Here is a 13332-nt window from a genome sequence, read left to right on the forward strand (position 1 = left end):
CTAGTACAATTAAGACTGCCAGATGATACATGAGCGAGCTGAAATTTAAACGTTAATTATTTGATTTTCGTAACAATTCATTAACTTTATATTAAAACTAAGATTTTGTTTTTTATCGATTTAGCCTTAAAGGTAATCTCTGATAGCGGTTACCCACATCGGAATATTCTCATTATACCAATTAAAATACACTTCTCTCTTAGGGTGACGCCTCTCCCAAGCCAAATTCACCACTTCGATGACAATCCAAGCTTTAGCTAAGATAAGCTGTTGAACAAGAGCGCTACTATCCAAACTGGGATTTTGCTGCCGATATGCATGAGCGATTCTGTTGTAGCTATCAACATTCCCCATACCCGGAATTAGCGGTGCTAGATCGATTGCCGGACTCGCTCTACCAAACCTTTCCCAATCGAATAAAACTAAGTCACCGTTTTCTCTAAAACCCCAATTCCCTGAATTTGTATCCCCTGAGACAAAAGAATCCGATTCAAATAAAGGCTTAGCTATTGTACGCATATGATAGATCAACGTTTCCGTTTCCTTCGGCAACCCAAGAATAGATAAGGCTGAACGCGTTGCTGAGTTGGTCCACTTATGTAACCGTGTAGTAGGGAAAAATGAAGCATTTAAAGTGTGTATCCTTGATAGCGTTTGCAGCACTTCTGTATGTTCAACCAATACATCCAGATCGACCATATTGGGAATGTATTCAAGATACAGATTGCGGTTCTCAACATGCAACAGCTCTGGGATTCCAATCCCCACTGAGCGAAACATTGGTGCGACTTCCCGGTAGAAGCCGACTTCGACCCCAGATGCGCACGTTTTAAGAACACACTGTTGGCCTTTATAGGTATCTTGGTATACCCCTGAAGTGCCCATCTGAGATAAGTCGTTCCTTGACACTAACCATACTCCAGTAAGTATTCCCTCTAAGAGTTTTCGGCTTTACGGCTGCCTTTCAAATACCTGAACACCTTCAGGGACCTGATACCAGTCTTGTTTTTCGCTTACCCATACATGGGCGGTGGGATTAAGAATGCTAGTATCTGTGAGATTCGCTGGCTTAAGTTTAATGGTATCTGGCTGATTAGGATCAAAGTGATACATGCGATTACCACAGATCGGACAAAATTTTGCTGCGCTAGTATTCCCGCTCTCGGCGACTCGGCTCCAATCTGACATTTCACCGTCAAATTTAACGCTATCAGCGTCAACAATTGCAGTAATGCTAAAAGCACTCGTGGATAGCTTCTGGCACTCTTTGCAGTGACAAGCAACAACCATTTTAGGTGGCTGCAGTAGCTGATATGTCACATTTCCACATTGGCAAGAACCTTCAATTGGGTAGGTCATGGTATTCTCCTTATGAGACCTTCATATTTGGTTGTATAAAATCGGTTCAGCGCTTTCGTAAAAGCGCAATAACTTCTCGAGTAATATCTCCCCCTGTTTGGCTGGACCAAGTAAAACTTTTAGCTGTTCTATATGAGCATCGAGGGCCTCTTGACTCTCCCATTGTTCATAAATCACGAACTCATTTGGCTGGTCACTGCGTTGGTTGAACGTATAAGTTATACAACCCTTCCTACGATTTCGAGTTTCAGCCACAAGCATTTTTGCCAAGTCGATAAAATCACTAAGCATTTCCTGCTTTATCTTGGCGTGTATCATAACAGTTAGCATCAAATATCTCCTTGCAATAAAACAATATCAAGCTCATGGCCTATTTATCGCACTTCATCTCTGTTTGGAATTACCCAACAAATACTCGTAGCCATGCTCAACCAAAGACTGCTCCATAATCTCAATAACTGTCTGGCTCGTATTGTGATTTAGGATATCGGAATGAAAGTATTTGTTTCGAATCAACGAAGACAGATGTTCGATTTCATATTCAAAACCTCCACTACTTTGTGTAGTAGTAATTTGAGTATGTTCACCTCGAAAATTGATATCTATCGTTTTCGGATTCCACCATTTGTCATGAATAGTAATCTCCAACTCTGGACCAGTAATGATCGCTTCTCTTTTTAGGTTCTGAGTTATAGAAGCTCCGATTTTCCCTTTTATCGGGCCTTCGAAAACAAACTCAACGTTCTCATCCACTTTGCTCTCTTCACTATCCATGATGATATTTACCTTGGGACGCTCGATAGGAGTTTCCATAAGCTGGCACAAATCAGTATAGAGCCACAAACCATATACGCCGACATCTAAAGTGGCGCCTCCAGAGAGTTCTGGGTCAAATAAATGCCAGTTAGGATCGAATTCGTGCTCGGTGCCAAAAGCGGCCTCTACAGAATGAATTGTAATGTTGTTATCTACAATGAACTGCTTCATTGATCGATAAGCAGGAAAAGCAACTGTCTTCATCGCTTCCGCAAGCAGCAAGCCTTTATTTGAAGCCAAACTCGACATTTGTTGCCAATCTTGTACGTTGGTAAAAGCCGGCTTCTCAACACATACATGCTTGCCATGATTAAGAAAAAGCTCAACTAAGCTTTTGTGAAAAGGGTGAATAGTTGCCACGTAAACGATATCCACGTTGGGATCGGTGGCCAACTCGAAGTAGCAGCCATAGTAAGTTTGACTGTGATATTGATTAGCAAACGCTTCTGCTCGGTGAACATCGCGAGCAGCTACCGCATATAGCTGAGCATCGGAGACATGGGAAACTAAATCTTGAACAAAGCGGTGAGCAATATTACCTAGGCCAGCAATTCCCCACCGCACTTTTTGACTATACAAATGACATTCCTTTGAGCCGTAGTAACTTGAGAAGTCATAATTACATACCTCGCAGGACGATCAAAGCCAGTGAAAGAAATTTACATCACCCGACTGTCACTGAAAAATAGCGCCTTTCTTAATGTTGTCAGGCAAAGTCAAATTGAACTTATCTAAGCCTTCTTGGTTAAAGTAAAACCTTCCATGCTTTAACGTCATATGCTTCTTGGTGGCTTTTTGCTCTAACCTGTCTAATGCCATTTGACCAGCCGCTTCACCATATAACTGACCAGTTAATACCAGTGCACCTAACGCTTTGTTACTGCCTACAGATCTTGGATAGATTGAAAAGACTGGGATTGGAGATTGGGTTCCAGTCCATTGCAATACTTGCTTTTCATCGACAAATTCACCACTTTTCCTATCTCTCAAGCGGTAATAGGTTTCTAGGATTATAGCGTCATATTCTCCTTTGGCGTTCAATACCACTTTTTCCCATTCATCGATGTATTCAATCATTTCCCACTCTGCCGTTATCCCTTTCCAGTTGATCGATTTTTTATCGTGTAGTGAAACCTTAATTGTTGCCACCGATGTATGATTTTTGTCAAACAAAATCAGTATCTTATTCTTCTGCATCGGCACGATTTTTTGAATACTTCTAGCAAGCGGCACCAGCGGATGTCTTTCTAGTACGCCAGTCGTTCGGCGATATTTGAACATTCTCTAAAGGCTATATATAGCGAGAATACACTATAAAAATATTCCTTTATGAATTAAAACGATGGAACAATGAGAATCGATGTTCAGAAGTGGTATACGACCTGTCTCAAAGGTAATACAAGGTCGTATTTATTCATATTAAAGGCTTAAACCACATTGACGGCTTTACTTAAGTGCTTGAGCAGCAGGAAAGCACTTTCTCCGGAGATTTTATACGGATCGAACTCAGAGCTAACAGAGTACATTTTGTTTGTCGCTTCATTAATACTGGTATCACCGACGTATCCCATCGACCAATCTACAAAATCCCGCTGACTGATTTCTCGATACTCCAGCAATATAATATTGTTGTGGCGCTTATCATTGAGAATTTTGTGGTAAATCTCGTTTACTTTGGCTCTCGACCCTTCAAGGCACTGAAGAAAATATTTGCGGTTAAAACACAACAGTCCAGTAATATCACGAGACAAGTTATTGCGTTTCGCCGATTCTATAATTTGCGCAATATCGTCTTCTGCAAAGCCATTGGTTATAGAGCTCACGTATATCAGCTGAACAAGCAACATAGTTAAAGTCCTTTTGGTTAACGTTGTGTTTAAAGCTTATGCATAATTTTAAAAAGTGAGTGCGATAATTTATGTAACAAACCATTTTCTTCACAAATTGAGATATTGAGCCGGTGCTTCCAACGCAGACACTACTCTACTCATAAAGAAAGACTAGTCACTACAGTGTTAAATTATTGTCATTAAAAATTAAGAAACTTGTGGCACATTGGTAACTGTGTTAAAAAAATTTTGTCAGGTTGGCTGACAGCTATAGAAAAAACACTTCAATCAATCCGATAAGGAAAAAGTGATGGAACTATACTGCCCGAATTGTAAAACCGAACTAATAGAAAGAAGTAAGCACTACGTTTGTCCAAGACATCAAATTGGCGAGTGCACTTATGAACCATGCCATCTGGATGAAGGCCACCAAAGTAGACAATACAAGTCGAAAAAAGTAGAGCTTGAGACAGTAGCTGCATAGCTCATTGTATAACGCTCGAGACGTTAATAACTCGAGCGTTATACAAGATTGAAATATATTTAGTGTCGCTTAAATGGCACCAAAGGACCTGCTCCAGAAACCGCAAATTGTCTATTTTTCATTACGTCATAGTGATGCCTATTCACACAACCAAACTGCTCAAAATTGATATTTAGACCTGGATATTTAAATGTTACCGTAGGCACCCCATACCAGTTTTTTCGTTTTTGATTAACCCTCTTCGCATCAGACGATTTCGTCCCTAAGCCATAATGCTTATTCCTCATCGCTTGAAAAGCATCATCATTGATTTCCATTTTTACATACAATAAAGAAATGTCATCGCCACTTAAATTAAGTATTGAGTTCTGTTTCAATGTCGTCCCCCAGCCAATAAGGACTTTTTCTGCAAAGTCCCGAGTGACTTTTCCTGGACCATCATATATATTCACCCCTGATTTTCCGCCATCTTCATGAGCATTTCCCACTAAAGTAGCATGTCGACCAGGCATGTAAGACGTATAAAACTTGGTATCTTTGTGCAAAATGGGCATCCGAGCAGAAAAGCATCGTGAACGTTCATCACGGGCGAATAGACATACTAAATTCTTAACGTTTTTTCCTAGAGACTTGTAGTCTTTAAAATTGTTCTGCCCACCCGGAACGGGATCACAAGCAAAAATATTCACCTTTATTCTGCATAAATCTTTGTCGTTGAGCATTCTATTTGCTAGCTCAAAACAGCTCACACCACCACGACTCCAGCCAATCATATTTACAGTCGTAATCGGATCGGTAGTGCGACGGTGTCTCAATTGAGTATTTTGAAACTTTATATTGCCTTTCAAATCCTCCGCTAAACTGTCGACTTTGGATTCCCACTGTCTATATGCTTGGGTACGCGTCCGTCCCGGCCTATTAAATTTTCTGGCTTGATACTGATATTGCTCTTCTGGTTTAGTTTCATTTAATAAGCTTTTCGCTCTATTTTTGTAATCTTCATCTGATACTTTTACCGCGTTACCTTTCATGATGTTGAGCGCATGCTCCATGTTGTTTGCTACTCCTTTTCCCCTAATTTTTCCGCTGAGTCCTCCATATGAATCATTTTTTGCCGATTTCTTCCACTCACTACAGTTACCACTTCCAACACCATCAACCAGTATATAATCTAATAGTTCTTCACCCACCATATTCTTGGCCAACGTGGATATTAACTCACCTGCAATATAATTTTTATTATTCACATCTTGAGCGTTAGAGCCTGTTCCACAAAAAAATACTGTAAACAATGACATAGTACTTCTCCAATATGAAAAAGAACTTTAAAAGTAACAAACCAGATGTTTTAAAAAATACGTAGTGAATACGAGTTGACTGCTTTTTTAGTATAAAATCAAAAAAAGTAATGTAATTGATAATATTGAATATTTAATTAGGGTTATAGCCGGATAATAAACGATATTTCGCATTCAATTCTTTTATTTTCTCAGAACTAGAGTGGTTTTCTATTAACTTACTTACAGCGGGAATGAGCCCTTTACAGGGTGATTTCCGAGAAAATGCCATATACATTTTATCCTTTGTTATCCAGGGATTTAAAGGCTTAACCGATGAAGAAATTCCGAGTTTCAGAATTTCAATTTCTCCGGCATATACCCCTGCTGGAACATAATCTGTTAAACCATTGCTAAGATGCAAAAACGCAGTAGCCATACTATCCACTTCAGTAATATTTGAGTTCGACTTAGCAAATGAATCAAATTGTTCTCCATAGCTACTTCCTCGCTGTATCGTACCATGGTGATCTTTTAAATCTGATAGAGAATTAAATGGGATTGGATTATTCACATTAATAAATATTGCAGCCGGATCAAATGAAACCTCAGGCTCAACATAATCAAGCCACTTATTTCTATCTTCAGTAAAATAAGGCGCAATTAGTATATCTATCTCGCCAACTTTGACTTTTTCTTGCGCTTGCTCCCAGCTTTGTGAGGGAATACTCTGAGTGTGATAACCAGCTTTCTCCAAAATATCGTGTGCGAATTCAATATAGGATCCAACAAGCTCACCACTTTTAGTAACAAAAGTAATGGGAGGATACTCTGGGTTACCAGTCATCGTAATTTCTTTGTTGCAAACAGCGGAAAACGCCAATCTCGAAAATAATATAACTGTGAAAAATAGTACCACTATTTTCATCGGAAGGTTCTAATAATTAATACATTTATTAATAATAGAAAAGAGGCATACTATTGACAAAGAAACACACATCAAATGGGGGCTGACGCATAGAATGGATAACATACTGCCACCTTTATTTAGATAGGCAGCATGTTAGATAAATCAAGCTAACGGCAAAAATACTTCGCCAAGCATACACCTTACGCTCCCACCACCAATTTGCTCAATAGTTGAAACATCAAATGCTAATAATTTTCCGTGGCTAGACAACTGATTGCGTTGAGCAGGCGTAAAGGCATCGTAAGCGGATTGAGACATAGCGATAACCTTCTGGCCAGTGTTGGTTTCAAGTTGAAGTAAATTGCCGCAGAATTGGTTCATCTGCTCCACTGTAATAGAAATGATCTGCTTATCTTTAGAGAGCGATTTGAGAACGAATCGTTTTTCTTCTTCCAGAATGACCTCATCACATATCACACAAAAGCCTTCTCCCACTGCCATCATTACGTTGGTGTGGTAAATCGGCGCATTGCTGCCAGGAAGTGCGGTAGAAAATGAGACAACGCGATCATAACCAATTCGCTGAGCGTAGTAATGCAATACCTGCTTATTGCACCTGTGTGATAGTGCCGCGTAGACAGTACGATTAAGGTGATCAAAAACCATCACACCAGTACTTTCCAAATACGTATGGTTTTCTGCTAAATGTTGCAAAGATACTTGCTTATTGGTTACTCGACCAGATTGTTGCAACGTTTGAATTAAAGCTTCCGGTCTTACTTCAATTTGACGGTTTCGGCACGCCATGGGGAATGTATATAGCGAGCCATCAGGCGTTGTACTGAACCAGTTGTTTGGGAAAACTGCGTCCGGTGTTTCTATGTCAGAAAGAGGATAATCGAACTCTATGACTTGTACGCCTTCCGATCGCAAACTTTCTACCATAGATGTAAACTCAGACATAGCCTGTTGTTTAACCTGATCATTGCTCAAATTAAGTTGATGCTGGAATTCGTTGTCACCAGCGGTCTCTGCGTTAAACTTGAATTCCTTCGGCGGTACCATCACAACACAGTTAGCATTTTGAGCCCCTGACACGTGGCTATGTGAAATCTTCGAACCTTTGAGCATTAATACAACTCGCTATGTAAATGACAAACTTTGATTGTAAAAGCTTTGTTAACGGATTTCTTGCTGAATTTGTTCCTAGTTCACTGGAAAAACCCACTTTATTATTGCTCGAAAGATATTACTCCCTAAATATTGCTGTTTTTACCCAGTTAGCTAATAAAAAACGCTTTGAGTACATCACAACTATAAATACAGCAGTGACATATGTTAATGTTTGGGTATACCATAAGCGGTAGCTATTTTTCTTCGAGTCAACACTCTCGCCAACTACATAATTGTAGGTTTGTTATGTTCAAGAAGTTTGAAGGTTTTACTAAACCTTTCCCTGAAGAAGAGCCTGCTCAGCCACCTAAAGGGATATTCGCGTTTTGCCGTTACTACACAAGAGGATTTGAGCGGCCTCTTATCATCATGTCCATAATGTCCACAATTGTTGCAATTGTGGAAGTCTCTTTATTCGGTGCCATGGGCAAGCTGGTTGATTGGCTATCAAAAAGTAATCCTGAGACTTTCTTCCATGACAACAGTGGAATGCTCATTGGCTACAGCCTCCTATTGTTAGTCGTCATGCCAATACTTGTGATTGGCTACTCCTTACTTATCCATCAAACTTTACTCGGCAACTACCCGATGTCAGTTCGTTGGCTTGCACATCGCTACTTACTTAAGCAAAGTGTAAATTTCTATCAGAATGATTTTGCTGGCCGAGTCGCCACCAAGGTGATGCAAACTTCGCTGGCGGTACGCGAAACTGTAATGAAAACTATGGATGTTTTTGTCTACGTTTCCGTCTACTTTACTTCGATTGTGGTATTGCTCGCTCAAGCGGATTGGCGTTTAATGATCCCAATGCTGGTCTGGCTATGCTGCTATGTTGGTATCCAGATTTACTTTGTACCAAAACTAAAACGAGTCGCTTCCGAACAAGCAGATGCTCGCTCGACTATGACTGGGCGCATAGTCGACAGTTACACCAACATAACAACTGTAAAGCTATTCTCACACAGCAAAAGAGAAACCGTTTACGCCGAAAAAGGGATGAAAGGATTCTTAAAAACGGTGTACCGCCAAATGCGCTTGGTCTCTGGCTTTGACATAGCAGTAGAAATCACTAACTACATTCTTGTTTTCTCTATCGCAGCATTGTCTATCTACTTGTGGGCAAGTAGCGCTATTTCCATCGGTGCAATTGCCATTGCGATCAGTTTAGCGCTGCGTATTAATGGTATGTCAATGTGGATCATGTGGGAAGTCAGTGCACTATTTGAAAATATGGGTACAGTCGTTGATGGAATGAAAACACTATCTAAACCGATTGATATTCAAGATAAGCCAAATGCCGAGCCTTTGAGTGTATCTAAAGGTGCTATCACCTTCGACAATGTGAGTTTTCACTACGGCGAAAACAAGGGCGTAATTAGCCATTTAAACCTAAACATTAAGCCCGGCGAGAAAGTGGGCTTAGTTGGACGGTCTGGGGCTGGTAAATCTACTTTGGTTAATTTGCTTCTAAGATTCCATGATGTTGAAGGTGGCGAAATACGGATCGATGATCAAGTGATCTCGGATGTCACGCAAGATTCACTGCGCAGCCAAATTGGTATGGTCACACAAGATACGTCCCTACTGCATCGCTCAATCAGGGATAATATTCTGTATGGAAACCCTGACGCTACCGAGCAGGATTTAATTAACGCCACTAAACAAGCCCATGCACACGAGTTTATCGAGACACTTACCGATCCATATGGTAACACTGGTTACGATGCACAAGTAGGTGAAAGAGGCGTAAAATTATCAGGCGGGCAACGCCAGCGCATCGCAATATCTCGTGTACTACTTAAAGACGCACCACTGCTTGTGCTGGATGAGGCAACTTCTGCTTTAGACTCTGAAGTTGAAGCGGCGATTCAGGAGAGCCTAATCGAGCTGATGCAAGGTAAAACAGTGATTGCCATCGCGCATCGCCTTTCCACTATCGCTGCAATGGATAGGCTCATCGTGCTAGACAAAGGACAAATCGTCGAGCAAGGTACTCACCAAGAGTTGGTGGCAAACAATGGTATTTACGCTCAATTATGGGCACATCAAACAGGTGGGTTTATTGGTGAAGATGTTAACGATGTAGCAGTGAATGTATAACGAACAAAATACGGCTGCCCATAGATAAGAGGACAGCCGTTTTACACATCAACCCGCTAGAAAAACAAAATCTACGTTAAACGAGAAAATTTTAAAGATTACTCCCTTTATACTATAATCTGATAGTAATTAATATATGGACTCTACATTGATATAGGTAAATCCAGCCCTGTTAGCAACAGTTTTTCCTTTTATATGAACCAAACTATTTTCATTTATATTTAGATTACTATCGTTCCATATTTTTTTGCTTATTTTTATTTTTTTGTGAATATTAGACCCTTCTAGAATAAAGTCATAATAATCCGAGTCCGATACTCTAAAAGCTATTTTCCCAATAAGTGGTTTTGAATGTGGGTGCTTGTAAACATCAGAGTCAAAAACTTTTTTACTTGGGCCACTATAACCACCTTCAGCTCTTACTAACCCAACAAAAAATAAAGAAAAAATAGTAATCACCATAAAAATAATCTTCTTCATAACAATAACATTTCCTTGTCTTTCTAGTAGTGGTACTTAAGAGGAAAACAGTACCAACTACTGTATATCATCTAATAAACTATATTTACCACCTAACTGATAAAATAGGTAATAAGACCGATTAACACCATAAATACTACCACCGTAAGTAGCATTTATAATATAAAGTCAAAAAATCGAAGAAATTACAATAAGACTTAAGTATGAAGGTATTTAATCTTACATAGCCATTAAATAACATTATATATAAGCAGAAAACATAAGGTAAAGGAATAAATTTCTATTGATGATTTTTATTCCTATAAACTAGGACCTATTAGAAAACTCAATGGTGGCTGAGAGTTCGAGGTGGAAAGAGTAAAAGCTTTCGATAGTTATTTACTCTTCCTATTCTCCAAGTTAAAAAATAACACTTACCGGGATTTATTAACTGGAGCGATTACGAAGCGCCGGATCATCACTAAGATACTCAACAAACTCTACTTCAAAGCCAGCAGGGTCAAAGAAGTAAACATTTTTTCGGTAGGGTTCTTTAGCACCAGGTTTGGCTATTGGAAAGCCCGCCTCTTCTAATCGTTTTATTACAGATTCAATATTATTAGTCACATATGCAAAGTGAGCTAAACCAACTTGGTGGCCCGATAAGTCTCGGTTTTCACCTTCACCGTGATCGCTCAACGCAATATATTGATACTCATCGCCGAAATGTAACCAGTTACGTGGCTTTCCGTACCAATCACCTTGCCCTTCATCACGCACATACCAATGAGGGAAAGCTGCTTGATAAAACTTCAACATTTCGGGAATATCTTTCACGACTAAATTCACATGCTCTAATTGGATCATTGTCCTTTCCTTAATACCTATTTGTGAACCACAACAGGCATGCTAATACCTCAAGTTAAGCTGAGGTAAAGAACTTTTTTAGACAAAATTGATAAAATTTAAAAAGGAATAAAAGATCGAGAGATTGGCTGATAAACTTGGTAAGCAATAAACCCAGTCTTGACTATCAAGACTGGGCTGTTAGATAAAAGCAATACTAGCTAAAGTAGTTAAGGGTTAACTTACATCAACCTTATTTAATAGCGTCACTTCAGGCTCCACGCTGACGGCCTTAGCAATTTTCTCTCTCGCCGCTAGTATCACGTCTGATTCAACGTGTTTATTAACGACCTCTTCACTTTCCCAAGCTTCGATAAGAACAAATGTCTCAGGGGATTTAGCGTCTTGATAGAAGTCGTATTGAATGCATCCATCGACTTTGCGGCTATAGCGCGTTATCGAGATAAACTCCTGATAAAGCTCATCAACAAACTCAGGCTTGAAATTAAATTTCGCTATTACTGTAATCATAATATTTTAACCGATAGACTTTGAGTGGCTAAGTTATACTTGTTCACGAACAACGTCTGCTTTAATGTCATCGATTGAGTTATTTTCCAATATAATAATATCGGTATTAGCCACGATGTTGTGTACAACATTTGGCAATACTTCAATAACAGCTGGCGAAGAAACAACCTGAGACTGAACATCACGAGTATCAACCTTACGATAGTTGATCGTCATTTCTCCTTGCAGCAAAACAAATGTCTTTAGGTTAGTCCCTGTGTTTAAGCCTTTGTGATAAGTGTTTCCACTTAAGCAACCTGATTTCCGAGTAATATAAACAAATTGACCATAATCTTTTACCGAAAAGCTCTTAGTGTCCCCTCTTTCATCACTACCTATATGTGTGAACTCTTTAATATTGATCATGAATTATTCCAAATCGAAGGTTTTGCTATTTCTTGAAAAATGTAACATATTACGGCTAAAAATAATATTTTCAACATGACATCATGTAGTAAACCATACATAATAAAAATCACACTGACTTAATCTATAATCTAGCGTAATTCTTCAATATTAACCAAAGTTTACTAATTTGGGGGCTTTGCCTAAATATACCATTACATTAGAAAAAGCATTCATCTGAATAGCTAAGGCGACCTTCTCTATCTGATGCTTATTTTCACCCACAACTATAATTCTTGTATTGTGGTTTTCCATCGGGAGTAAATTTGACTCTTTCGCATCCTTGATAAGTTGACCACCTTTCTTATCTGTAATGAGGTTAGCGGGCAGATTAATTGCTATTGGGTTATGCCCTTTCGCATACGCTTTTCTCGGTCTAGCATCAATCAGCACTGCAGTTTTGTCATTTTCCAATACATACTTTAGAGCTGGTTTTTCAATTTCAGTTAAACCACCTAATACTCTCCATACTGGCATACCTAATTGATAACGCATAACATCTTTAAACCCAGCTTCAACTAGTTCAGCCGCTACGCGCTTACTTTTCCCACAATATGGACCATTGCAGTATAAAACGATAGAGGCTGACTTGTTGCCATTCACCTTCTTAGATATGGTGTGATAGTCCGAAGTATAAGCTTCTCGATTCGAATCAGGTTTTGGTCCTATTTGTATCGCTCCTGGTATATGTCCCATATCGAACTCAAACAAAGGCCTAACATCAAATATCTTATACTTACCTTCAGCCACAAATCGCTGCATTTGTTTAGTTGATATATTCGGAGTCTTAGCCGATGGTTCAACCATTATTCCATTAAATATATCTTGAGTATTAACATTAGTTTTAGAAAATACACTAAAACTCAAAAAAAATACTGATATAATTAGTGACAAAAAATATATATTCTTCATTACATTCCCTTTTACATTATTAAATAAAATGATGATAATTAAGTTAATCAAATAAGAAATATAATATTTAACGATTTTTAAATTCAACATGAAATAAAGAAATTTTTATTAATTATTTTTTATACTTTCAAATATTTAAAATATCATGCTAAAAATGAGGTGGACTTTTCAACTGCCCTCTTTTCTACTAGC

Annotated in this window: 15 protein-coding genes; 1 reads left to right on the plus strand and 14 read right to left on the minus strand. The window is 38.9% G+C overall.

Annotated features, from left to right (window positions below; genetic code table 11):
* Positions 1 to 126 precede the first annotated feature (126 nt).
* The 9 genes from ACM2FC_RS00895 to ctlX all read right to left on the minus strand — a co-directional run bounded on the left by ACM2FC_RS00895 (position 127) and on the right by ctlX (position 7806).
* The gene (locus ACM2FC_RS00895; RefSeq protein WP_498478932.1) at positions 127 to 909 is read right to left on the minus strand and encodes a phosphotransferase family protein; all 783 of its coding nucleotides are present in this window, start codon (positions 907 to 909) and stop codon (positions 127 to 129) included.
* Positions 910 to 951: 42 nt separating this feature from the next.
* Positions 952 to 1359: a GFA family protein gene (locus ACM2FC_RS00900; protein ID WP_498478933.1), complete on the minus strand. Its 408-nt coding sequence runs from the start codon at positions 1357 to 1359 to the stop codon at positions 952 to 954.
* Between the two features lie 21 nt (positions 1360 to 1380).
* A complete protein-coding gene (locus tag ACM2FC_RS00905; RefSeq protein ID WP_498478934.1) occupies positions 1381 to 1689 on the minus strand; it encodes a putative quinol monooxygenase in 309 nt (102 codons plus the stop codon).
* Positions 1690 to 1743: 54 nt separating this feature from the next.
* Positions 1744 to 2754: a Gfo/Idh/MocA family protein gene (locus tag ACM2FC_RS00910; protein ID WP_498478935.1), complete on the minus strand. Its 1011-nt coding sequence runs from the start codon at positions 2752 to 2754 to the stop codon at positions 1744 to 1746.
* A gap of 96 nt (positions 2755 to 2850) precedes the next feature.
* Positions 2851 to 3456: a hypothetical protein gene (locus ACM2FC_RS00915; protein ID WP_498478936.1), complete on the minus strand. Its 606-nt coding sequence runs from the start codon at positions 3454 to 3456 to the stop codon at positions 2851 to 2853.
* Positions 3457 to 3602: 146 nt separating this feature from the next.
* Positions 3603 to 4022: a BLUF domain-containing protein gene (locus ACM2FC_RS00920; RefSeq protein ID WP_498478937.1), complete on the minus strand. Its 420-nt coding sequence runs from the start codon at positions 4020 to 4022 to the stop codon at positions 3603 to 3605.
* Between the two features lie 525 nt (positions 4023 to 4547).
* A complete protein-coding gene (locus ACM2FC_RS00925) occupies positions 4548 to 5786 on the minus strand; it encodes a hypothetical protein (protein WP_498478938.1) in 1239 nt (412 codons plus the stop codon).
* Between the two features lie 133 nt (positions 5787 to 5919).
* Positions 5920 to 6612, minus strand: coding sequence for a substrate-binding periplasmic protein (locus ACM2FC_RS00930; protein WP_498478939.1), 693 nt, complete (start codon positions 6610 to 6612; stop codon positions 5920 to 5922).
* Positions 6613 to 6837: 225 nt separating this feature from the next.
* Positions 6838 to 7806: a citrulline utilization hydrolase CtlX gene (gene ctlX, locus ACM2FC_RS00935; RefSeq protein ID WP_498478940.1), complete on the minus strand. Its 969-nt coding sequence runs from the start codon at positions 7804 to 7806 to the stop codon at positions 6838 to 6840.
* Between the two features lie 288 nt (positions 7807 to 8094).
* On the opposite strand from ctlX, the gene ACM2FC_RS00940 reads away from it, so the two are divergent.
* Entirely contained in the window at positions 8095 to 9948 is a 1854-nt protein-coding gene (locus ACM2FC_RS00940; protein WP_498478941.1) for an ABC transporter ATP-binding protein, read from the plus strand.
* Positions 9949 to 10077: 129 nt separating this feature from the next.
* Here the strand turns inward: ACM2FC_RS00940 and ACM2FC_RS00945 are convergent, their stop codons facing one another.
* The 5 genes from ACM2FC_RS00945 to ACM2FC_RS00965 form a co-directional block, all read right to left on the minus strand.
* On the minus strand, positions 10078 to 10428 hold the full coding sequence (locus ACM2FC_RS00945; protein ID WP_498478942.1) for a hypothetical protein: 351 nt from the start codon (positions 10426 to 10428) through the stop codon (positions 10078 to 10080).
* A gap of 426 nt (positions 10429 to 10854) precedes the next feature.
* Positions 10855 to 11274: a VOC family protein gene (locus ACM2FC_RS00950; RefSeq protein ID WP_498478943.1), complete on the minus strand. Its 420-nt coding sequence runs from the start codon at positions 11272 to 11274 to the stop codon at positions 10855 to 10857.
* Positions 11275 to 11490: 216 nt separating this feature from the next.
* On the minus strand, positions 11491 to 11784 hold the full coding sequence (locus tag ACM2FC_RS00955; protein ID WP_498478944.1) for a putative quinol monooxygenase: 294 nt from the start codon (positions 11782 to 11784) through the stop codon (positions 11491 to 11493).
* Between the two features lie 33 nt (positions 11785 to 11817).
* The gene (locus ACM2FC_RS00960) at positions 11818 to 12189 is read right to left on the minus strand and encodes a polysaccharide biosynthesis C-terminal domain-containing protein (protein ID WP_498478945.1); all 372 of its coding nucleotides are present in this window, start codon (positions 12187 to 12189) and stop codon (positions 11818 to 11820) included.
* A 150-nt stretch (positions 12190 to 12339) separates the two neighbouring features.
* The gene (locus ACM2FC_RS00965) at positions 12340 to 13230 is read right to left on the minus strand and encodes a rhodanese-like domain-containing protein (RefSeq protein WP_498478946.1); all 891 of its coding nucleotides are present in this window, start codon (positions 13228 to 13230) and stop codon (positions 12340 to 12342) included.
* Positions 13231 to 13332 lie beyond the last annotated feature (102 nt).

This window comes from Vibrio sp. A37 (assembly GCF_059777565.1).